The 20,875-nt window shown below is 68.9% G+C and carries 21 protein-coding genes; 17 read left to right on the plus strand and 4 right to left on the minus strand.

The genetic code is table 11. The annotated features are described in order from the left end of the window. Positions 1-7 precede the first annotated feature (7 nt). From K2R93_15610 to K2R93_15650, 9 genes are all read left to right on the plus strand, one after another. A complete protein-coding gene (locus tag K2R93_15610) occupies positions 8-2,251 on the plus strand; it encodes an ABC transporter ATP-binding protein/permease (protein ID MBY0491269.1) in 2,244 nt (747 codons plus the stop codon). A 3-nt stretch (positions 2,252-2,254) separates the two neighbouring features. Further along, positions 2,255-3,613 (plus strand): HlyD family secretion protein, encoded by a 1,359-nt coding sequence (locus K2R93_15615; protein MBY0491270.1) that lies wholly within the window; start codon positions 2,255-2,257, stop codon positions 3,611-3,613. Continuing rightward, complete coding sequence (locus tag K2R93_15620; protein MBY0491271.1) at positions 3,610-5,109, plus strand: TolC family protein; 1,500 nt, start codon at positions 3,610-3,612, stop codon at positions 5,107-5,109. The genes K2R93_15615 and K2R93_15620 overlap by 4 nt, the downstream gene beginning before the upstream one ends. A 41-nt stretch (positions 5,110-5,150) precedes the next feature. Next, positions 5,151-5,426, plus strand: a complete 276-nt coding sequence (locus K2R93_15625) for a CPXCG motif-containing cysteine-rich protein (GenBank protein MBY0491272.1) — start codon at positions 5,151-5,153, stop codon at positions 5,424-5,426. Then, on the plus strand, positions 5,419-6,894 hold the full coding sequence (locus tag K2R93_15630) for a CHAD domain-containing protein (GenBank protein ID MBY0491273.1): 1,476 nt from the start codon (positions 5,419-5,421) through the stop codon (positions 6,892-6,894). The genes K2R93_15625 and K2R93_15630 overlap by 8 nt, the downstream gene beginning before the upstream one ends. Positions 6,895-6,903: 9 nt before the next feature. Beyond that, entirely contained in the window at positions 6,904-8,109 is a 1,206-nt protein-coding gene (locus K2R93_15635; protein ID MBY0491274.1) for a hypothetical protein, read from the plus strand. Between the two features lie 15 nt (positions 8,110-8,124). Then, the gene (locus K2R93_15640; protein ID MBY0491275.1) at positions 8,125-8,532 is read left to right on the plus strand and encodes a hypothetical protein; all 408 of its coding nucleotides are present in this window, start codon (positions 8,125-8,127) and stop codon (positions 8,530-8,532) included. Next, positions 8,483-8,941, plus strand: a complete 459-nt coding sequence (locus tag K2R93_15645) for a hypothetical protein (protein ID MBY0491276.1) — start codon at positions 8,483-8,485, stop codon at positions 8,939-8,941. The genes K2R93_15640 and K2R93_15645 overlap by 50 nt, the downstream gene beginning before the upstream one ends. A 174-nt stretch (positions 8,942-9,115) precedes the next feature. Next, complete coding sequence (locus K2R93_15650; GenBank protein ID MBY0491277.1) at positions 9,116-9,787, plus strand: response regulator transcription factor; 672 nt, start codon at positions 9,116-9,118, stop codon at positions 9,785-9,787. A gap of 32 nt (positions 9,788-9,819) precedes the next feature. Here the strand turns inward: K2R93_15650 and K2R93_15655 are convergent, their stop codons facing one another. Both K2R93_15655 and K2R93_15660 read right to left on the minus strand, forming a co-directional pair. Then, the gene (locus K2R93_15655) at positions 9,820-10,140 is read right to left on the minus strand and encodes a hypothetical protein (GenBank protein ID MBY0491278.1); all 321 of its coding nucleotides are present in this window, start codon (positions 10,138-10,140) and stop codon (positions 9,820-9,822) included. Continuing rightward, positions 10,124-10,528 carry a RidA family protein gene (locus tag K2R93_15660; GenBank protein MBY0491279.1) on the minus strand — a complete coding sequence of 135 codons (405 nt, stop codon included), beginning with the start codon at positions 10,526-10,528 and terminating at the stop codon, positions 10,124-10,126. Before K2R93_15660 ends, K2R93_15655 begins: the two co-directional genes overlap by 17 nt. A gap of 23 nt (positions 10,529-10,551) precedes the next feature. Here K2R93_15660 and K2R93_15665 point away from each other — a divergent pair, with 23 nt between their 5' ends. Then, positions 10,552-11,688 (plus strand): D-TA family PLP-dependent enzyme, encoded by a 1,137-nt coding sequence (locus K2R93_15665; protein ID MBY0491280.1) that lies wholly within the window; start codon positions 10,552-10,554, stop codon positions 11,686-11,688. 17 nt (positions 11,689-11,705) lie between these two features. Here the strand turns inward: K2R93_15665 and ybaK are convergent, their stop codons facing one another. Beyond that, the gene (gene ybaK, locus K2R93_15670) at positions 11,706-12,173 is read right to left on the minus strand and encodes a Cys-tRNA(Pro) deacylase (GenBank protein MBY0491281.1); all 468 of its coding nucleotides are present in this window, start codon (positions 12,171-12,173) and stop codon (positions 11,706-11,708) included. Positions 12,174-12,234: 61 nt separating this feature from the next. Between ybaK and K2R93_15675 the strand changes: the two genes are divergently transcribed. From K2R93_15675 to K2R93_15700, 6 genes are all read left to right on the plus strand, one after another. Next, positions 12,235-13,563, plus strand: a complete 1,329-nt coding sequence (locus K2R93_15675) for a DNA polymerase IV (protein MBY0491282.1) — start codon at positions 12,235-12,237, stop codon at positions 13,561-13,563. Between the two features lie 93 nt (positions 13,564-13,656). After that, the gene (locus K2R93_15680) at positions 13,657-13,941 is read left to right on the plus strand and encodes a hypothetical protein (GenBank protein MBY0491283.1); all 285 of its coding nucleotides are present in this window, start codon (positions 13,657-13,659) and stop codon (positions 13,939-13,941) included. A gap of 178 nt (positions 13,942-14,119) precedes the next feature. Beyond that, on the plus strand, positions 14,120-15,103 hold the full coding sequence (locus K2R93_15685; protein MBY0491284.1) for a sodium-dependent bicarbonate transport family permease: 984 nt from the start codon (positions 14,120-14,122) through the stop codon (positions 15,101-15,103). Between the two features lie 2 nt (positions 15,104-15,105). Beyond that, complete coding sequence (locus K2R93_15690) at positions 15,106-15,444, plus strand: hypothetical protein (protein MBY0491285.1); 339 nt, start codon at positions 15,106-15,108, stop codon at positions 15,442-15,444. Further along, complete coding sequence (locus tag K2R93_15695) at positions 15,444-16,166, plus strand: carbonic anhydrase (GenBank protein ID MBY0491286.1); 723 nt, start codon at positions 15,444-15,446, stop codon at positions 16,164-16,166. The genes K2R93_15690 and K2R93_15695 overlap by 1 nt, the downstream gene beginning before the upstream one ends. A gap of 47 nt (positions 16,167-16,213) precedes the next feature. Continuing rightward, positions 16,214-17,128 (plus strand): LysR family transcriptional regulator, encoded by a 915-nt coding sequence (locus K2R93_15700; GenBank protein ID MBY0491287.1) that lies wholly within the window; start codon positions 16,214-16,216, stop codon positions 17,126-17,128. A 12-nt stretch (positions 17,129-17,140) separates the two neighbouring features. On the opposite strand, the gene K2R93_15705 is transcribed toward K2R93_15700, so the two are convergent. Further along, positions 17,141-18,754: a PAS domain S-box protein gene (locus K2R93_15705; protein MBY0491288.1), complete on the minus strand. Its 1,614-nt coding sequence runs from the start codon at positions 18,752-18,754 to the stop codon at positions 17,141-17,143. A gap of 128 nt (positions 18,755-18,882) precedes the next feature. Here K2R93_15705 and K2R93_15710 point away from each other — a divergent pair, with 128 nt between their 5' ends. Further along, entirely contained in the window at positions 18,883-20,742 is a 1,860-nt protein-coding gene (locus tag K2R93_15710; GenBank protein MBY0491289.1) for a heavy metal translocating P-type ATPase, read from the plus strand. Positions 20,743-20,875: the final 133 nt, after the last annotated feature.

A 20,875-nucleotide genomic window follows, 5' to 3' on the forward strand; every position in this document is an offset into this window, starting at 1 on the left:
ATAGTGCATGTCGGCTCAGGCGTCCCGCGTCAATCAACTCGTTGCTGACGGACTTGGTCTCGAAGTCGACCAAGCGCGTTGGCGTGCTCTTGCCCGTCAGGTCTCGCCACAGGACCCCCTCGCCGGCCGCCTGCGCTCGGTGGGCGGTGCCGTGGACATCGGCTTCCTCGACCGGCAGCTCTCCGCGGAGGACCTCCGCCGCGCCATTGCCGAACGGCAGGTGCCGCTGGTGCTGCTCGACGAGGCGCGCGATGAAGCCATCGTGCTCACACGCGCCGCGGATGCGCGCGTGCAGGCTCGCCTGATCGCACGCGAAGGCGCCGAGGAAACGCTCGATGGGTCACCGGAGGCGTTGGCCGCGGCCATCGTCCGCCGCGTGGGCACATCGCCCATCCCGGCGATGGCCCCGATGGGGCTGCGCCCGGCGGTCGCCGAGCGCGGCGACCACGCCCCGCATGCCGCCATCGGCGCGGACGGGCATCATGGCGAAACGCATCGCACGCCGCTGCAGCGCACGTTTGCGATGCTCGAGCGTGAACGGCGCGAAGTCCTGACGATCTTCTTCTACGCCACGCTGGCCGGCGCCCTGAGCCTCATTCTGCCGCTCGCGGTCGGTGGCATCGTCCAGCTCGTGCAGGGCCGCCTCTTCCTGCAGCCGGTCGTCGTGCTGATCGCCTTCGTGATCCTGGGGACGATCGTGGCCGGCGTGCTGCAGATCGGCATTCTCAAGGTGGTGGAACGCATTCAGCAGCGCGTCTTCGCCCGCATGGCGCTCGAGTTCGCGTTCCGTGTCCCGCGCCTCAAGTACGCGTCGTCGCTGGAATCGAACCTGCCGGAGCAGATGAACCGGCTGTTCGAAGCGGTGGCGATCCAGAAGGGCGTGCAGAAGCTGCTGGTGGATGTGCCCACGGCGCTGCTGACCGTGGCGTTCAGCCTCATCCTGCTGACGCTGTACAGCCCGTGGTTCTCGATCTTTGCGGTGGTCGTGGTGGCGCTCCTCGTGCTGATCATCCGCGTGACTGGTCCGGAGGGGCTCGAGACGTCCATCGCCGAGTCCAAGTACAAGTACAAAGCCGTGCACTGGCTCGAGGAGCTGGCGCGCGCCTTTCACGCGTTCAAGTTCGCCGGCGATTCCACCCTGCCGGTGGAGCGCATGGACGATGTCATCACCGGCTACCTCAAGTACCGGCGCAAGCACTTCGCGGTCCTCGTCAAGCAGACGATCGCGCTGATCGGCTTCAAGACGTTCATCACCGCCGCCGTGCTCATTCTCGGCGCCACGCTCGTCCAGACCAACCGGTTGCTCCTCGGCCAGTTCGTCGCCGCCGAAGTCGTGATCGTGACCGTGCTGGCCGGCGTGGAAAAGCTGATCAGCAGCCTGGCGACGGTGTATGACGTGCTGACCTCGGTGGACAAGGCTGGCCATGTGGCCGACCTGCCGCTGGAAGCGCGTGGGGGCCTCGCCCCGATCCATGCCGCCGGTGTTGGCATCGCGGTGGAAACGAAGGATCTGCGCTATCGCTATCCGAACGCGCGGCAGGCGTCGGTGGACGGGGTCTCGGTGCGCATCGCGCCGGGCGAGCGCGTCGCCATCATGGGCGTGGACGGCTCCGGGCGCAGCACGCTGCTCAAGCTCCTGGGTGGGCTCATCGACGACTACGACGGCACCATCCGGTTTGATGGCATCACGCTGCGCGATCTCGACCGGCCCGCGCTGCGGGCGCGGATTGGGCAGATGCTGTCCTGGACGGATCTCTTCGACGGTACCGTGGAAGAGAACATCGCCGTGGGGCGCGCGCACATCACGCCACTCGACGTCCGTCAGGCGCTCGACGACCTCCAGCTCACCGACGAGATCCAACAGCTCCCGCAGGGCATCCAGACCGAACTCACGAACGGCGGGCGCACGCTGCCGGCGCATCTGGCCAACAAGCTGCTGGTGGCCCAGGGGATCGTGGGGACGCCGCGGCTCGTGGTGCTCGACGACTTCTTCCAGAATCTCGAGGCGGCGTCGCGCTCCCTGATCATTCGCCTGCTCACCGACCGGGCGCGGCCGTGGACGGTGATTGCGGTGTCGCACGACCCGCAGTTGCTGGCGGCCTTCGACCGCGTCCTGGTGGTCCACGACGGGAAGGTGGTGCGCGATGGCTCGTTCGCCACGCTGCGCACCGATCCCGTGTGCCAGATGTTGCTGCATGACGATCGCGCCGCTCTGGTCGCGTCGTTTGACCGTCCGTCTGCCGGAGCCTGACCCATGGCCACGTCCGATCTCGATATCGAACGCGAGCTGAAGCACCTGCCCCTGGAAACGACCGCGCTGCTCGGCGAGGCCGACACCGGGCGCATCGTATCGCGTTGGCTCCTCGGTATTCTGCTCACGCTCGTCGTCGTCCTCTTCCTGCCCTGGCAGCAGAGCGTGAGTGGCAATGGCCGCGTCACGGCCCTGAGCCCGTCCGACCGCCCGCAGCAGCTGCAGACCCGCATCGACGGGCGCATCGAAGCGTGGTTCGTGCAGGAAGGTCAGTACGTGAAGAAGGGCGACTCCATCGTCCGGATCTCGGAAATCAAGGACGATTACCTGAACCCGAATGTGCTGCCGCTCACGCGGCTGCAGCAGACGGCCAAGGAAGGCGCCATCGCCGAGAAGCTGAACAAGGCCGCCGCGTTGGCGGTGCAGATCACGCAGCTCGAGCAGCAGCGAGACTTCAAGCTGCAGCAGACGGCGGCCAAGGTGCAGCAGTATCGCGCCGAGGTGAGGCAGGCGACGCTCGAGGACTCGGTGGCGCGGGATCAGCTGCGGCGCCGTGAGCGGCTCTTCCGCGACACGCTGGGGCTGGTCTCGGTGAACGACCTGCAGACGTTCCAGATCCGCGTGCAGGCGGCCGCCGCGAAGCTGGTGGAGAAGCAGCAGATGCTCGCCATCACCGAGACCGAGCTCGCGAGTGTGCCGGTGGAGTACGGTGAGAAGATTGCCAAGGCGCGTTCCGACCGGGCGGCCACGCTGGCCGACGTGAACGAAAGCCGGTCCGACGTGGCGAAGCTGCGCGACAAGGTGGGGTCGCTGGCGATGCGCAATGCGTTCTACGTCATCGAAGCGCCCCAGGATGGCTACGTCGTGCGCGCCACGCGGGCGGGTCAGGGTGAAATCGTAAAGGCCGGCGAGCCGATCGCGTCGGTGCAGCCGGCGCATCCGCGCAAGGCGGTGGAGCTGTACGTGAAGCCGATGGATGTGGCGCTGCTCAAGCCGGGGCGCCACGTACGCGTGTTCTTCGACGGTTGGCCGGCGCTGCAGATCTCCGGCTGGCCGCAGGTGGCCGTGGGCACCTTTGGTGCGACCGTCGAAGTCATCGACCAGTTCCCGAGCACGGACGGGCGCTTCCGGGTGTTGCTCGTACAGGACACCACCCGCGACGAACCATGGCCGGCGCAGCTGCGCCTCGGAACGGGCGTGGAAGGCTGGGCCATGCTCGACAACGTGACCGTGGGCTGGGAAATCTGGCGTCAGCTGAATGGCTTCCCGCTCTCCATCAAGGCGAGTGATGCCCTGCCGGGTGACGCGGTGGCCGGTGATGGCGTTGGCAAGGATGGCGCGAAGGGTGGAGGCAAGAAGTGACCGCCTGGCGCAGCCTTGCCGGTGCCATGCTGTTGCTGGCGACGGCACCGTCGCCGGTGGTCGCGCAGGGCGGCGGTGCCACCGGCGCGGGCACGGCGTCGCGCACCAGTGCGCTCGTGGGCGTCACGATCGACACCAGCGGCACGCCGTTCCCCTTCCCGGCGTTCGTGGATGTCGTGCTGGCCAACCATCCCGTCGCCCAGCAGGCGCGGCTGGTGGCGCAGCAGGCGCGTGCCGAATTGCGGCAGGCCTGGGGTGCTTTCGATCCGAAGGTGATGCTGGCGTGGGATCAGAAGCGCTTCGGCGGGTCGGAGTACTACAACTACTTCGATGCCGATGTGAAGATTCCGCTCCCCATTGGCGCCGACGTCACGGTGTCCTACGACCGCTCGCTTGGGCGCTACATCAATCCGGATCGGCGGACGGTTGGCGATGGCACGCTGTCGGCCGGGATTTCCATTCCTCTCGGCCAGCGCATCATCACCGACGAACGGCGCACCGCACTCGCGCAGGCCAAGGCGGCGCGCGACGCCAGCGACGCCGAGCGTAGCGCGCTGCTCAACAAGCTGCTCTTCAGTGCGTCCAAGGACTACGGGGCGTGGTACGAGTCCTGGCGGCGCCGGGCGATCGCACAAGAGGGCGAGGCGCTGGCGGAGTTCCGCCTGCGGGCGGTGCGCGGGCGCGTGGCGAACGGTGAGAGTGCGCCGATCGACACGATCGAAGCATTGCTTGAGTGGCAGCGCCGGCAGGTCACGCGTTACGAAGCCGAGGCGCAGTTCTACGTGGCCACGCTCAACGTGACGGCGTACCTGTGGAACGCGCGGGGTGAAGCGGCGCCATTGCCGACCAACGCGAAGCCTGTGCTCGACGGGCTCAGTGGGGCGGCGATCGATTCCACGCGCTTGGATGGTCTGCTGGCCACGGCTACCCGGCGGCACCCCGATCTGCTCAAGGTGCAGGCCAAGCTGCAGCAGGCGAATGCCGAACGGCTGCTGGCGTTGCAGGGGATCCTGCCGTTCGCGGAAGCGAAGGTGGCCGGACTGGCCCAGCGCGGCGGCGACGACGCGTTCTTCGATCGTGACCGCCTGTCGGACAACTACAAGGCGGCACTCTCGGTCAACACGCCCCTGCTCTTTCTCAAGGAGCGGGGAAAGTTTGGTGCGACCGATGCGAAGCAGGAGTTCCAGCAGTTCGAGCGCGACCGGGTGCGCCGGGATGTCGAGTTCGATGTCCGGGCGGCGATGTTCGAGCTGTCCAATCTGCTGCGCATCCTCGAACGGCAGGTAGCAAGCGTGCGCAACGCGCGGCTGCTGCGCGACGCCGAGCAGGTCCGGTTCGAGAACGGCGAAAGCACCCTGCTGGTGCTGAATATCCGCGAACGGCTGGTCCTCGACGAGGCGGCCAAACTGGCCGCGCTCGAAGGCAAGATCGCCTCGGCCCGAGGCGCGCTGGCCCTGGCCACCGGCGATCGGGAGCTGTTGCTGACTGGCCGCTGAGAGGGCAGGCATGTTGATTACACTCTTTCCTCCCTCCTCCGATGCACGACGACGACTTTCTTGATGACGATGCACTCCTCGACGAGGAGTTTCCGCTGGGCGACGGCACAGCCGACCTGGCCGGTGTCGTGCAGTGCCCGTACTGCGGCGAAGAGGTGGAGATCAGCCCCGACCCGGGCTCCGGGAACGAGCAGCAGTACGTCGAGGACTGCCAGGTGTGCTGCCGCCCGTGGCAGGTGTCGGTGAGCTACGACGAAGACGGCACGGCGCACGTGTTCGTCGATGCCAGCCAGGATTTCGACAGCGACGATGACTGAGCTGTCGGTGCTGCCGGCCGACGAGGTGCGCCGTCTCCTGCCCGACGCCTGTCAGCGTCCGGCGCCGGAGGGCGCCCGGCTGGTGGCCCGTCACTACCTCCAGCAGCTCCTGGAGGCGCGCGCCGGGTGGGCCGCGTCGCTCACCCCGGTCGCCGACGGGCCGAATGGCGATCCCGCCACCGTGGACCGCACCGCCCTGCTGCACGCGGCGCGCGTGGCACTGCGCCGCCTGCGCGCCACGCTCCGTGAGCATGAACGCGTGCTGGACGGCGTCGCCGACCGGCGGACGCTGCGGGCGCTCCGGGCACTGAGTCGTGCCACGAGTGCCCAACGGGATCGGGATGTGCAGCTGGCCTGGCTCGACGCGCAGGGCGATGCCCTGACGCCAGCGGCTCGGGTGGAGGCGCGCACCCTCCGCACCCGGTTGGCGCGCGCGGTGGGCCCCAATGGCCAGCGTGTGGAAGCGGCCTTTGCCCGATCGCTCGACCCGATTGTGGACACGCTCCTGGCGCGGCTGGACCGCTACGACCTGCCCCATCGCGTGGGGCATGATCCGGCGCCGGTGACCTTTGCGCGGCAGCTGTCCACGCGACTCACGCGTGGGGTGAGCCGGTTGCGACGCGATCTGGCCCATGTGCGCTCCGTGGCCGATCAGGACGCCATGCATGCGGTGCGCATTCGCCTCAAGCGCCAACGGGCGCTGCTGGCGCCGTTCGCCAAGACGCGTCCCGCGCTCGGCGCCTGGTTCGACTGCGCCACGCGCGGGCAGGATGTGATCGGGGCCCTGCGCGACGCGCATCTGCTCGCGGAACGCGCGCGCCGCGCCAAGCTCGAGGTGCTGGCGCGCGCACTCGATGATGTGGTGCTGGGTCACTACGTCGCGTTCCGGCACGATTGGATCGACGGCATGGAGACGACGTTCTCGCACGCCGAACGCGCGGCGGCGGTGTTGCGCGCCGAGGGGACGCCGGCGACCGCCGCGGGCGTTCCGATGGAGATCGAGCGGAAGTATCTGCTGCGGAGCTGTCCCGCCGAGGCGCGCGCCGTGGCGCCCGACCGCATCGAGCAGGGGTGGATTCCGGGCACGATGCTGCGCGAACGGCTCCGACGCCGGACGGCTCCCGACGGCACCGTGCAGTGCTGGCGGACGGTGAAGCTGGGCCCGGCCGAAGCGCGCATCGAGGTGGAAGAGACCACGAGCCGCGAGCTCTTTGACGCGATGTGGCCGCTCACCGCCAGCGCCCGTGTGCGCAAAGTGCGCCATGTGGTGCCGTGGGGCGCCCACCACTGGGAGATCGATGTGTTTCTCGATCGCGAACTCGTGCTCGCCGAGGTGGAGCTGGCGTCGCTCGATGAACCGGTCGTGCTCCCGCCCTGGCTGGCGGCGTGTGTCGAGCGGGAGGTCACCGGCGATCCCGCTTATTTCAACGCGGTGCTCGCCCGCCCCGATCCTGCGGCCCATGCGTGAGGACGCGTCGTGCTGATCTCGCTGCTACCGCTGCGTGACCGCCGCGAGCGGGTGGTGGGCTATGCGCTCACGGGCTATCCCGATGATGTGCGACGCCAGGGCACGCCCGATGAAGAAGCGCGCGAACTGCTGGAAGTCGCCCCCGCGATGGCGCGCATGGTGGGGCGTTCACTGGTCGTGCCCATCACGCCGACGCTCGTGCGCGAGGGCGCCATCACGCGCTTTGCGAGCATGGACGCGGTGTGGCTCATTGCCACCGAGGCGCTCGACGATCAGGCGACGCGCCGCGCCGTGGACCGCCTGATCGGCACGGGCTTTCACTTCGCCCTGCAGGGCTTTCCCGAGGGCGGGCCGCTGCTCCCATCGCTCGCGGGCAGTACGATCGTGCTCGACGCCGCGCGGACGCCGCCGGCCACCCTCGAGAGCCGCGTGCGCGTGCTGCTCGAGGCCGGGCTGCGCCCCCTCGTGCGCGGCGTGGACGATCGCGTGACGCGTCAACGAGTGCTGCAGGCGGGCGTGCCCCTCTACACCGGGCGGCAGCTCACGCGGGGCGCCGGCGTGGCGCCGGATCGGGCGGTCGAGGAGAGCCTGGTGCGCGCGATTGCGATTCTGGCGGCGTTTGCCGATGGGCGGCCGCCCGATGCGAACTTCGACAGCTTCCTGCGCGATGATCCGCACGTCGGCGCGGCGCTGCTCAAGTCGGTCACGAACGTACCGCTCGGCGTGCGTCCGCCACGGACGGTGGCCCAGGCGATGCTCCTGCTCGGCCGCGAGACGATCATCGATCGCTTCACCACGGTCGTGGCCCGACTCATTGGTGAGGCGGCGCATGACCCGGAGCTCGGCTTTGCCGCGCTCCGGCGTGCGCGCGTGTGCGAGCGCGTGGGCGCCGCCCTCGACACGGCGCCGCATCCGCGCGCGCGCATCGTGGCCGGCCTGCTGTCCACGTTGGAGTTTGCGCTGGGGATGCCCTCGGTGGAGCTCGCGCAGCGACTCGCGCTGCCGCCCACGCTCCGCGATGTGCTCACCGAGCGCGCCCTGCCGCTCGGACAGCTGCTCGATGTGCTCGACGGGATCGAGTTTGGCTGGTGGGAAGACATGAGTGCGCGGTCGTCGCGCCTGGGCATCCGCCCACGCGTGATCGGCGATGCGTGGCTCGAGGCATGGCGGATCGCGCGGGAAGACTTCGGGGTCCCGCGGAACGAACCGACGTAAGGAGAAGCAGATCGCATGGCACAGACCGCGCGCGAGTATCTCGCCGAACGATTTCAGGCTGACGCCACGGCGCTCCGCGAGCGCGTGGCGGCCATGGCCCGTGGCACGTCGATTCCCGGCCCCGATGCCGCGACGTCGCGGGCGATGGCCGACGCGTGTGAGCAGGTGGCGACCATGGTCTCGGCCGTCGTGCAGTCGCCCGACGCGACCGTCGCGCTTGATGCGCTCGCGGCCTTGATCCCGCTGTTGGAACAGCGCGCGGCCGCACAGAAGCAGCCGGCGGTGCGGGCCGTGTACGCCGGTGCCGCCACGCGCATTCGCGAGATTCAGGACGCGGAAGCGCGCGCCGCGGCGGCGCCGATGAACGCGACGGATGACGACGCCGACGACCACGACGACGCGCCCGATGATGGCGCGCGCTGAGCACGACGACGAGGAAGGCGTCCCCGCGGGCAAGGTGCGCCTCGACAAGTGGCTGTGGGCCGCCCGCTTCTTCAAGACGCGCGCGCTGGCCGCCGAGGCGATCGACGGCGGCAAGGTGGACGTCAACGGGGACCGCGCGAAGCGCTCCAAACTGATTCAGGCCGGTGACCGGGTGAGCCTGCGACAGGGACCGGTGGAGTGGTGCCTGGAGGTCCGCGATGTGATGGCGCGCCGCGGTCCGGCGGAGGTCGCTCGCACGCTCTACGAAGAGACCGCCGACGGACGAGCTCGGCGGGAACGCGTGCAGGAACAGCTCCGCCAGATGCCCACCGCGTTCTCGCACGGTGACAGTAAACCGGGCAAGCGCGATCGCCGGGCGCTTCGGCGTCTCAAAGGGGATGACGCGTAAGGAGTTAGCCCTGGGCAGTGCAGTTCATGAAGTTCACTTCAGTATAGCCCACAAGTCCCGCAGGCGCATTAAACTCTGCCTCGTGCATTCCGGTTGAGTCATGAGGAATGCTGCGACTGTAACGTTCTGTGGCATCGCGGTTGCGATGCCGCCGCCCACCTCTCCACGACGCGCATGCGGATTCTCGTGATCGAAGACGATCGGCTGGTCGCCGATCTGATGCGACAGGTGCTCATGGACGACGGCTATGCCGTCGATATCGCGGCTGAGGGTGCCTCGGGCAAGCAGCTGGCCAGCGAGACGTCGTACGATGCCATCGTGCTCGATCTCGAGCTGCCCGATCGCAACGGCCTGAGTGTCCTGCAAGACCTGCGTCGCGAAGGCTCCACGACGCCCATCGTGGTGGCGACGGCGCACGATACCACGCAGGATGTGGTGCGCGCCCTCGATGCCGGCGCTGACGACTACCTCCAGAAGCCCTTCGCGAACGAAGTGCTCGCGGCGCGTGTGCGCGCGGCCATCCGTCGCGGTGGCGCCCGCTCGATGGAGCGCGTGCAGGTCGGCGACCTGAGCCTGCACCGCGTGAATCACGAAGTGCAGTGCCAGGGAAAGCCGGTGAACCTCACGGCGCGTCAGTACGCGCTGCTCGAATTCCTCGCCATGCGGGCCGGCGAAACGGTGACGCGTCCGATTCTGCTCGAGCACGTGTGGCACCTGCAGTTCGACCCGGGCTCGAACGTCGTGGACGTGCACGTGGCGCAGCTGCGCAAGCGACTGCGTGATGCCGGGAGCTCGGTGGATATCCGGACGGTGCGCGGGGAAGGCTACGCGCTTGAGGTGACCTGAGCTCGGAGAGGCTCGGCCACTTCCCTGTTTGCTCAGCGCTCGCCTTCGGCGAGCGCTTTGCGTAGGTGGGTGAGGAGATCGGCGTGCGGGACGTCATCCGCGAGGGCGAGCGTGGCCACGGTCGCGTTCTGCGCCAGCGCGACGTCGTCGGGGTGATCGCGCTGGATGATCAGCGCGGCGGTGCCATCGGCTTGGGCTTTCGCCACTTCGGCGGGGCGCGTGGCGACGCGCACGCGGTAACCGGCGTGCTGCAGCGCGTCGTGCCACTGCCGGCGCGTGTCGCGATCGCTCACGGCGACGATGACGGTGGCGAGAATGCGCTCCCCCGGCTCCGGCTCAGCCGATGGCGGCAATCGCCGAGATCTCCACCTGAATGCCGCGCAGCTGCGCGCCGACCACGGCCCGCGTGGGATACGGCGGGGAAAAGACCGTGCGATAGAACGCGTCGAACTTTCCCCAGTCGTCTTCATTGGCGAGATAGACGGTCACACTCACCACATCGGCGAGCGTCGCGCCGCCGGCGCGCAGAATCCGCTCGAGGTTCTCCAGGGTGACCTTGGCCTGCTCTTCGAAGGTCTCGCCCACGATCTGCCCGGTGGCCGGATTGCGCGGCGTCTGGCCGGAGACGAAGAGCAGATTTGCGGTGCGTACGCCCGGAGAGTAGGCTCCCGCAGGCGGGGGAAGGTCCGGGAGGACCACCGGGGTCCAATGGCGAGCAGCCGTCGGCGACGCGTCAGACATCGTGCAGGGCGAGGAGGAGTGGCATGCCAACGTATCTCGAACAACTCGAGACACCGGTGCCGATCGTGGATCTCGATCGGCTCGCTCTCAATCTGGACCGGATGGCGGCGTACGCTACCCTCCATGGGCTCCGACTTCGGCCCCACGTCAAGACGCATAAGTCGCCGCGCATCGCCGCCGAGCAGCTGCGACTGGGCGCCGCGGGGCTGACCTGCGCCACGATGCGCGAAGCGGAAGTCATGGCCGAGGTCTGCGACGACCTGCTCGTGGCGTACCCGCCTGTTGGGGCGGCCCGACTGGAGCGGCTGGCGCGCCTGCCGGGCTCGGTGCAGGTCAGTGTCGCCGTCGATGATGGCCACGCCCTCGATGCCCTCGGGCTCGCGGCGCGATTGGGCGGCCGGATCATCAACGTGCTCGTCGAAATCGATCTCGGCATGCACCGCGTCGGCGTGAACACCCCCGAGAAGGCGGTCGCGATCGCGCGACAGATCGACCGACATCCGAACCTCCGCTTCACCGGCCTCCAGTTCTACCCGGGACACATTCGTCAGGCAGTGTCGGAGCAGGACGCCGCGCTCGCGCAGGTCGCGCAGGATCTCGGGCGGTACATCGAGGCGCTCACTGATGCCGGTCTGCCGCCGCGCGTCGTGAGCGGCGGCTCCACGCCGGCCGCGTGGCGGATGCACGAGATTGCCGGCGTGACCGAGGTACGTCCGGGCACCTACGTGTACAACGATCGTACGACCGCACAGATCGGCGCCTGCGATTGGGACGACTGCGCACTCACGGTACTCGCCACGGTGGTGAGTATCGCCGTGCCCGGCCAGGCGGTCATCGATGCCGGCACCAAGGCGCTCGGTCGCGAACCGCTCCGCGCCGATGGTGATGGCTATGGCGCGCTGCTCGATCGCCCCGAGGTGATCGTGTCCCGCATGTCAGAAGAGCACGGCATTCTCGATCTCTCCCGCACCGAGTGGCGGCCGCGCCTCGGCGATCAGGTGCGCATCGTGCCCAATCACGTCTGCATCGTGGTGCATCTCTTCGACGAAATCATCGGCATCCGTGGCACGGCCGTGGAAACGCGATGGCCGGTCGAAGCGCGCGGACGCGCGTCGAATCAGGAGATGGAGTCGGAGCCGAGCCGGCCGCGCGCGGTCTAGCGCCGAGCCGCTAACGCCTAGCGCGCGACCGCGGCAAAAACGCCGTTGGTGAGCGTGCGCAGGTCATCGGGCGCGAGGGCGATCTCGAGCCCGCGGCGACCGGCGCTCACGTGGATGCGATCGTAGAGCTGCGCGGTTTCGTCGATCACCGTGGGGAGTGCCTTCTTCTGCGCGAGGGGGCTGATGCCCCCCACGATGTAGCCCGTCGCGCGCTCGGCGGCGCCCTGGTCGGCCATCTTGGCCTTGCGCCCATGCACGGCGTCGGCGTGCGCCTTGAGATCGAGCAGGTTGGCCACGGGCACGACGGCACAGGTCAGCCCCACGCCCTCCACGTCCACCACCAGCGTCTTGAAGACGCTCCCCGGATCGAGCCCCAGCTTTTCGGCGGCCTCGAGCCCGTACGACTCGGCGGCCTGGTCGTGCGTGTAGCTCAGCACGTCGTGGGGGATGCCCGCCTTGCGGGCCAGCAGAATTGCCGGCGTCATGCGCGAAAGGTGCACAGGCGCCGGGGTTGCGGGGAGGACCCTGCGGAGCCCAGCGTCCAGCATGCTCACGACGGCCGCTCCCTCGCCCACACCGCGCCGCATCCTGCTGGTGGATGCCGACGCGTTCTTCGTGGCCGTGGCCCGGCAGGTGGATCCGGAGGGAGCGGGCAAGGCCACGCTGCTCATCGTGGGTGGGCGCCCGGGCTCTCGCGGCGTGGTGTGCAGCGCATCCTACGAGTGCCGCGCCTACGGGGTGCGATCGGCGATGTCGATCCAGCGCGCCCTCAAGCTCTGCCCCGAGGCGATGTGCGTGCCGGTGCCGCGCCAGGCGTGCAGCAGCCGCAGCAAGGCCATCGCGGCGGTGCTGGCGCGCTTTGCCCCGGTCGTGCAGGCCTCGAGCATCGACGAGTGGTACTGCGATCTGGCGGGCACCGAGGCGCTCTACGGGCACGAGCCGCTCGAGGCGACGGCGCAGCGCATCCGGGAGGCGGTTCGTGAGGCCACCGGGCTCTCGGTGTCCATTGGCGGCGGGACCTCGCGGCTGGTCGCGAAGATGGCCGTCGAGCTGGCCAAGCCCAAACCCGGCACCGGCGCCACCGGGGTCTACTGCGTGGCGCCCGGCCAGGAAGCCGCGTTTCTCGCGCCGCTCAAGCTCGCCGATCTGCCCATGGTGGGGCCGCGTTTTGCTCAGCGCCTCGAACGGATGGGGCTCGAGCGCATCGCCGATGCCCAGGGCTGGACGGAAGCGGCCCTGGTGAGCCGCCTCGGCGACCGCGCGGGGGCGTGGCTCTACCGGCGCATTCGCGGGCTGGATGACAGCATCGTGTCGCCGCGCGACCGGCAGAAGCAGGTGAGCCGCGAGGAGACCTTTGCCCGGGATCTGGACGACGACGACGTGATCGAGCGCGAGCTCCTCCGCCTCGCCGTGCGCGTCAGCACCGACCTGCGGCGTCAGGCCCTCCGGGCCCGCACGGTCACGGTCAAGCTGCGCGATCGCGACTTCACGACCCGCACCGCCCAGCGGACACTCGGCTCGTTCATCGAGTCGGAACGCTCCGTGGCCAAGGCCGCGCGCCAGCTGCTGCGGCAACTCCGGGGCAAGCGTCGCATCGGGGTCCGGCTGCTCGGGATCGCCCTGTCGCATTTCGACGACGAGCCGGCCGCGCACCGGAACCTCGTCGGGACGCAGCTTGGCCTCTTCGCCGCCCCGCCAACCCCGGCGTCGGCGCCCCCGACCGCGGCCGCCGAGGCCGACCCGACCGAGGGCGCGCGCGACCGGGCCCTAACCCGGGCACTGGACCGCATCCGGGATCGTTATGGCTCCGGCGCCATTCTTCCGGCCCGTTTGGTGGACCCTGTCGGGGACACCGGGCCGAGGGTGGAAGAATAGGACCAGTCCCGCTAGCTTCCCGTTCGCTTCGCCCGTTTCCGGGCCTTTGTCCGTGCCGGCCGTGTTCCGGCGCGTTTTCTCTCGGGGTTTTTCATGAGCGCAAACACGCAGTACGATCCGAACAAGCTGGGTTGGGGCGCGGCCCTCGTCACGTGCGTCTTTACGGCCGCACTGGGCTTTGGGGCCTACACGATCCACAAGAACACGTATCGGCATCCGCGCGACCCGATGAACGTGCAGGTGTATCACGCCGAGGACATGGCCAAGCACGAAGGTGGTGAGGCCAAGCACGAGGGCGGCGAGGCGAAGGCCGACGGCGAGCACGCCGCTGGCGCCGAGCAGGCGGCCCCGAAGGCTGAGGGCGCGGCGAAGCACTAAGCGCTGCCGCGCACCGCACGAAAGGCGACCCGCCGCGGTCGCCTTTTTTGCGTTCGTGAGAATCCATTGTTTCTCTGAATGTATTGCGATCAAACATTCAATTTGCCTTAGCAACCGGTCCCGGCTTGTATGCGACACAGCCTCCGCGCCGCGGAGGGAGCCCCTCAGCCCGACCGCCATGTTCGAAACGCTCAAGGCGAATCTGCTCTCGCCCATCCCGCTGGCTTTCGCCCTCGGCATCATCGCGCGCCTGGTGCGCAGCGAGTTGTCGCTGCCCAAGGATCTCTACACCTCGCTGTCGATCTACCTGCTCTTCGCGCTCGGTCTCAAGGGCGGCGTGGAGCTGTCGCACTCCACCTTCAACGCGATCGCCGCGCCGGCGGGGATGACGCTGCTGCTGGGGTGCATCACGCCGCTCTCGACCTATGCGGTGATGCGCTACCTCGGCCGCTTCTCCACCTCCGACGCCGCGGGCATGGCCGCCCACTACGGCTCCGTCAGCGCCGTGACGTTCATCGCGGCGCAGCAGTACATGGAGCGCGTCGGCGCCCCCGCCGAGGGCTTCATGCCGACGCTCCTGACGCTGCTCGAGAGCCCGGGCATTCATATCGCGCTGGCCATCGGCGCCATCGCCCGCGCCAAGCAGGTCGGTGCACAGGGCGGCCAGACGGCGAGCACCAAGGAAGTGCTGCATGAGGTGCTCACCGGTCGCACGATGATTCTGCTGGTCGGTGGCCTGCTGGTGGGCTTCCTGATGGCCGAGCCGGGCTGGAAGGTGGTGAGCCCCTTCTACGACGGCATGTTCCGCGGCGCCCTCATGCTCTTCCTGCTCGAGATGGGCATCCTGGCCGGCTCGCGCTTCGGCGATCTCAAGAAGGTGGGGCCCTTCCTGCTCGCCTTCGGCGTGCTGATGCCCCTCGTGCACGGCGCGCTCGGTGCCGCCCTTGGCACCTGGGCCGGCCTGTCGGTGGGTGGCGCCGCGGTGCTCGGGACCATGGCGGCGAGTGCGAGCTATATCGCCGCCCCGCCCGCCGTGCGCGTCACGCTGCCGGAGGCCAATCCCACCTATTTCCTCACGTCATCGCTCGCGATCACGTTCCCCTTCAACATCCTCGCCGGGATCCCGATCTACTTCCGGATCTCGCAGGCTCTCCACGGCTGATCATGACTGCCATGCTCTCGCACTCGTTCAAGCTCGTGACGATCATCGCCGAGCCCGTTCTCGAAGGAAGGATCACGCAGGAACTCCGGCAGCTGGGCGCCACCGGCTTCACCGTGCTCGAAGGGCGCGGCCAGGGCTCGCGCGCGATTCACGCCGCGGAGATTCCCGGCAACAACGTGCGCATCGAAACGATCGTCAGCGCGGACGTGGCCGACCGCATCATCGAACACGTCGCGGCTGCCTACTTCACCCAGTACGAAGTGATCGCCTACGTCGCCGATGTCCAGGTGATCCGCGGCGACAAGTATCGCTCCACCCCGAACGCCAAGGAGGTCCGCTGATGTGTCAGTCCATCAACTCCGCTGAGGCCACCGCGCTGAGCCGTCGCGGCTTTCTCGGCCACGCCGCCATGGCTGGTGCCGGCCTGATGGCCGCAGGCGCCTTCTCGCCGGCGGTGGCGGCGCCGCGGCCGGTCGTGGACACCCGCCGTCTGACGGAAGACCCGAACGCCGCCCTCGCCTCGCTGTACGAGGGGAACGCGCGCTTCGTGAAGGGGGAGATCATGGCCCCGCATCGCAACATGGCGCGTCTCAAGGAAGTGGCGGCGGGTCAGAAGCCCTTCGCGGCCGTGCTGGGCTGCGCCGACTCGCGTGTGCCGGTGGAGATCGTCTTCGACCAGGGGTTCGGCGACATCTTCGTGACGCGCATCGCCGGCAACGTGGCCGACCCCGCGATCATCGGCTCGCTGGAGTTCGGCACGGAAGTGCTCGGCGCGTCGGTCCTGTACGTCCTGGGCCACACGAAGTGCGGGGCGGTCTCGGCGACGATGACCAGCAGTGAGGTGCCGGGGCAGATCTCGACGCTCTATCAGCACATTCGGCGCGCAGCCAAGGAGTCGAATGGCGACGTGCAGAAGGCGATCGTGCGCAACGTGGAGATCCAGGCCGAGATCCTCAAGGAAGCGTCGCCGGTACTGGCCAAGCGCATCAAGGCCGGCACGCTGATCGTGGCTGGCGGTGTGTATGACCTCGACACCGGCAAGGTGTCGCCGGTCAAGGTCTGAGCGCACGCCGTGTAGTGGGCGGTGGCCAGGCGCGGTAGCTTATGCGCATGGCCACGCCGTCGCTCAACTCGCTCAACTATCAGCATCTGCTGTATTTCTGGGTGGTCGCCCGCGAAGGCAGTATCGCGCAGGCGACCACCGTGTTGCATCTGACGCAGCCCACGATCAGCACGCAGCTCAAGCAGCTCGAGGCGTCGATCGGTACCCCGCTCTTTGTGCGACGCGGGCGTGGCCTCGTGCTCACCGATACGGGCCAGCTGGTCTTTCAGTACGCCGACGAAATGTTCCGCGCGGGCCGCGAACTCACCGAAGCCCTCGCACGCGGCGAAGCGCGCCGCCCGACGCGCCTGGTGGTGGGCCTCTCCGACTCGCTGCCCAAGCTCACGACGGTGCGCCTGCTGCGGCCGGCCCTGGCGGCGGTGCCGGACCTGCAACTCATCCTGCGCATCGACAAGACCGACCGCCTCGTTGCGGAGCTCGCGGTGCACGCCGTGGACGTGGTGCTGACCGACGCGCCGGTGTCGCCGTCGCTGCACGTGACGATGTACACGCAGCTCCTGGGCGAATGCGGCGTGACGGTGTTCGGCACGCAGGCGCTGCAGGAGAAGTACCGGCGCAAGTTTCCGCAGTCGCTCACCGATGCGCCATTCATCATGCCGACCACCAACACGGCGGTGCGGCGCTCACTGGATGCGTGGTGCATTGCGCACGACATTCGCCCGCGCATCGTGTGTGAGTCCGAAGATGTGGCGCTCCTGCAGGTGTTCGGTCAGGATGGCCTGGGGCTCTTCGCCGCACCGACCGTGGTGGAAGCGCAGATCCGCGCCGCCTACAACGTGCGCGTGGTGGGGCGCCTGCCCGACGTACGCGAGCGCTTCTACGCGATGACCGCGGAGCGCAAACTGGCGCACCCGGCGGTGGTGGCGCTCACCACCGCCGCGCAACAGGGGCTCTTCCGATAGCGCGGCGGCCGATCAGGTGGGGATCGTGAACCAGAACTCGCTGCCCTTGCCGAGCTCACTGTCCACGCCGATCTCGCCGCCGTGGGCTTCCACGATGCCCTTCACGATGAAGAGCCCGAGCCCGGACCCGGCACGCAGCAAGCGCGGCGCCTGCCAGTAGCGTTCGAAGAGCCGAGGCACGTCTTCGGGCGCCACGCCGGGGCCGGTGTCATGGACCGCGATGCGGAGCATGGCATTCTCCACGCGCGACGACAGCGTGATCTCGCCGCCGTGCGGGGTGAAACGCACCGCATTCCCCAGCAAGTTGGAGAGCACCTGGAGCAGCCGCTGCTTGTCGGCGAGGATGATCGGTGCCGCATCGCAGTGGCGCACGAAGCGGAGCGCTGCATCGACCATCACCGGCTCGAACATATCCGCCGCTTCCTTGAGCAGCTCCGCCGCCGGGACCCGTCGGCGCTCCACGCGCAGACGGCCCGCCGAGATGCGCGAGACGTCCTGCAGATCCTGAATGAGCCCGTCGGCCTGCCGTGCGGCGGAGCGAATGGCCTCCACTTCGTCGCGGGGCATGAGGGGCGTACTGCCCTCCGACACGTCATCGCGATTGAGCACCGCCCCGGTGAGCATCACGATCGCGTTCACCGGATTGCGCAGGTCATGTGACACGATCGCCAGCATCTCATCGCGCTCGCGCACGGCCCGTCGTGATTCCTGATACAGCCGGGCATTCTCGAGCGCCAGCGCCGCCAGGCCGGCGAACTGATCGGCCACGTGGCCTTCTTCGAGCGAGTGCGAGGCCCCCGGGCGTGTCCGCACGAGATGCAGGGCGCCGATCGCTCGGCCACCGGCGCGCAGCGGGACCACCAACACGGAGCTCGCCCCCAGCGATTCGGCGCGCGCACGCGCGCCCGCGTCGGGGAAGTTGTCGATCAGCCACGCCGAGATGTCGGTGATGCGCTGCGCTTCCGCTTCGTGCGCGATGCGCGCGCCGCTGGTGGCTGCGGGCGAGGCTTCAAGGGCTTCCGCGGTGCGCGACACCAGCGCGGCGGTGTCTTCGTGCCGACGCGGATCCATGTGCGTCGCTGCCGCGCGACGGATATTGCCTTCGGGGGTGAGCAGTTCCAGCAGGCTCCACTCCCCGAGCAGAGGCACGGGGAGTTCGGCGATGGTGGCCATCGTGGACTCCACATCGAGCGATGCGGCGAGCACCCAGCCAGCGGTGGCCAGCAGCCGCTGCCGCTCTTCTGCACGGCGGCGTTCACTCACATCGCGCAGCGTCACCATGAAGGTGCGCTCGCCATCGAGCGTCACGCGCGCAATCGATGCTTCGGCGGGGAAGGTCTCCCCATTCTTGCGCAGCCCGGCAATCTGTCGGCGATCGGCCATCGTGCGGGCATCACTGCCACCTTCGGCGAAGGTGCGCATGTGCCCTCGATGCACCGCGCGCGCGGCCATGGGTAACAGGCGATCGAGCGGTTGCCCGAGCATCTCGCCTTCGGTCCAGCCGAAGATCTGCTCCGCCCCGCGATTGAAGCGGACGATGCGGAACGTGTCATCGAGGGCAATGATCGCGTCAGCCGCGATATCGACGATCGCGGCAAGTGCCGCGTGCGAATGCGTTTCAGCCATACGCGACAATATTGTTCCAGATCACAATTCGGCCAGTGTCCAGAGGAAATTCCCTGATTGCCATGGCTGTGAGATTTCGGCATTGGAGGAGGTCGCCGATGTCGACTGCTCACCATAATGTTTTTCTCATGCGTCGGTCCGAAATTCTGCGTTCGCTGCTCGCCGCGCCACTGCCGCTCCTAGCGCTGACGTTTCTGATGGCCGGTGCCACGGTCGGTTTCGCGGCACCGGTTGACCCGTGGCGAGATCGGGTGTGGCTGATCGGACTCGTCGTGACGGGGCTCCCCGTCGCGTGGAAGACGCTGCGCGGGATGTTGCGTGGCGAGTTTGCCGCCGACGTCGTGGCGATGTTGGCAATTATTGGCAGCTTGTTGCTCCAGCAACCGCTTGCCGGCCTCGTGGTCGTCCTGATGCAAACCGGCGGCGAGGCGCTCGACGCCTACGCGGTCGCGCGGGCGTCGAGTGCGGTGGAGTCGCTCGAAGCGGATGCCCCCCGTACCGCACATCGACTGCACGGCGGCGTGGTGCACGATATCGATGCCGATGCCATCGTGCCCGGTGACGAGTTGCTCGTGCGCCCCGGTGAGCTGGTGCCGTGCGATGGCGTGGTCCTCAGCGGCATGTCCCACATCGACACCTCGCGGCTCACGGGCGAGCCCGTGCCCGTGCGTGCCGCCGCCGGGCTGCGCCTGTCGTCGGGGTCGGTGAATCAGGAAGGCGCGCTCACGATTCGCGCCGAGCGAGCCTCCCGCGATTCGCAGTACGCACGCATCGTGGAGCTGGTGCGCAGCGCGCAGGCCTCCAAGAGCCCATTGCAGCGCACGGCCGATCGCTGGGCGGTGTGGTTCACCCCACTCACGCTCGGCGCGTGCCTCGTGGCGTGGCTGGTGTCGCACGAATGGACGCGCGTGCTCGCCGTGCTCGTGGTGGCGACGCCCTGCCCGCTCATTCTGGCGGCCCCGGTGGCGATCATCGGTGGGATCAATCGCGCGGCGAAGCGGGCGATCATCGTGCGCAATGGCACTGCCCTCGAGGCGCTGTCTCGGGTCACGGTGGCGGTGTTCGACAAGACCGGCACCCTGACGGTGGGCAAGCCACGGGTGCACGAGGTGGTGGTGGACGGTCAGGCGGATGTCACCCGGGTGCTGGCGCGCGCCGCGGCCGTGGAGCAGGGCTCCGGGCATCTGCTGGCGCGCGTGATCGTGGCGGAGGCGGAGGTGCGGCAGGTGCCGGTGGCGATCGCGACGGACCTGCTGGAGGCGCCCGGGCGCGGTGTCAGCGGCCAGGTGGATGGCGCCCGCGTCGCGGTGGGAGCGCACGGCTTCGTGCGCGAGTGGTGCGGTGTGGAGGTGCCGTCGCTGGTGGCGCGGCTGGATGCGCTGGAAGCGGGTGCCACCGGGCTCCGCGCCTATGTGGCGACCTCCGACGGCGAGTTGGGCCGGGTGGTCTTTGCCGACGAGCTGCGCCCCGAGCTGGCGCCGATGTTCCGGTCGCTCGAGGGGCTGGGCATTGTCGAGTCCCACCTGTTCTCGGGCGACAAGTCGGCGAACGTGGCGGCGGTCGCCGCGGCGGTGGGGATTCGCTCGCACGCCGGGGATCTCACCGCCGAGGACAAGGTGCAGCGCGTTGCCGCGCTGGAAGCGGCGGGCAAACGCGTGCTGATGGTCGGTGACGGGACGAACGACGCGCCGTCGCTGTCCACCGCCACCGTGGGCGTGGCGCTGGCCGGCCACGGCGGCGGCGTGGTGGCGGAGGCGGCCGACGTGGTGCTGCTGGTGGACGACCCGGGGCGGATCCCGGAGGCGGTGGAGATCGGCCGCCGTGCGCTGATGATCGCGCGTCAGTCCATCGGCGTGGGGCTCGGGCTCTCGCTGGTGGGGATGGTGTTCGCCGCACTCGGCCTGCTGACGCCGGTGGCGGGAGCGCTGATTCAGGAGGCCATTGATGTGGCGGTCATTCTGAACGCTTTGCGGGCGGCGCGGGGCTGAATCGAGGCCCGGGCGGCGGGAGTGGTGGACCTGCCCTGCGGAGGGGCGGCGGGGCGGCGGGGCGGGGCAACGGAGGTTGGCCATTCTTCTTAGCTCCGCTGCTTTCACACTCCGCCGCTCCGCACGGCAGGTC

The organism is Gemmatimonadaceae bacterium (genome assembly GCA_019752115.1).
Lineage (GTDB): Bacteria > Gemmatimonadota > Gemmatimonadetes > Gemmatimonadales > Gemmatimonadaceae > Gemmatimonas.

Coding starts and splice junctions, on each gene's coding strand:
- K2R93_15610 (MBY0491269.1), top strand. CDS start 8: ATGTCGGCTCAGGCGTCCCGCGTCAATCAACTCGTTGCTGACGGACTT.
- K2R93_15615 (MBY0491270.1), top strand. CDS start 2,255: ATGGCCACGTCCGATCTCGATATCGAACGCGAGCTGAAGCACCTGCCC.
- K2R93_15625 (MBY0491272.1), top strand. CDS start 5,151: ATGCACGACGACGACTTTCTTGATGACGATGCACTCCTCGACGAGGAG.
- K2R93_15630 (MBY0491273.1), top strand. CDS start 5,419: ATGACTGAGCTGTCGGTGCTGCCGGCCGACGAGGTGCGCCGTCTCCTG.
- K2R93_15640 (MBY0491275.1), top strand. CDS start 8,125: ATGGCACAGACCGCGCGCGAGTATCTCGCCGAACGATTTCAGGCTGAC.
- K2R93_15645 (MBY0491276.1), top strand. CDS start 8,483: ATGACGACGCCGACGACCACGACGACGCGCCCGATGATGGCGCGCGCT.
- K2R93_15650 (MBY0491277.1), top strand. CDS start 9,116: ATGCGGATTCTCGTGATCGAAGACGATCGGCTGGTCGCCGATCTGATG.
- K2R93_15660 (MBY0491279.1), bottom strand. CDS start 10,528: ATGTCTGACGCGTCGCCGACGGCTGCTCGCCATTGGACCCCGGTGGTC.
- K2R93_15665 (MBY0491280.1), top strand. CDS start 10,552: ATGCCAACGTATCTCGAACAACTCGAGACACCGGTGCCGATCGTGGAT.
- ybaK (MBY0491281.1), bottom strand. CDS start 12,173: ATGACGCCGGCAATTCTGCTGGCCCGCAAGGCGGGCATCCCCCACGAC.
- K2R93_15675 (MBY0491282.1), top strand. CDS start 12,235: ATGCTCACGACGGCCGCTCCCTCGCCCACACCGCGCCGCATCCTGCTG.
- K2R93_15680 (MBY0491283.1), top strand. CDS start 13,657: ATGAGCGCAAACACGCAGTACGATCCGAACAAGCTGGGTTGGGGCGCG.
- K2R93_15685 (MBY0491284.1), top strand. CDS start 14,120: ATGTTCGAAACGCTCAAGGCGAATCTGCTCTCGCCCATCCCGCTGGCT.
- K2R93_15690 (MBY0491285.1), top strand. CDS start 15,106: ATGACTGCCATGCTCTCGCACTCGTTCAAGCTCGTGACGATCATCGCC.
- K2R93_15695 (MBY0491286.1), top strand. CDS start 15,444: ATGTGTCAGTCCATCAACTCCGCTGAGGCCACCGCGCTGAGCCGTCGC.
- K2R93_15700 (MBY0491287.1), top strand. CDS start 16,214: ATGGCCACGCCGTCGCTCAACTCGCTCAACTATCAGCATCTGCTGTAT.
- K2R93_15705 (MBY0491288.1), bottom strand. CDS start 18,754: ATGGCTGAAACGCATTCGCACGCGGCACTTGCCGCGATCGTCGATATC.
- K2R93_15710 (MBY0491289.1), top strand. CDS start 18,883: ATGCGTCGGTCCGAAATTCTGCGTTCGCTGCTCGCCGCGCCACTGCCG.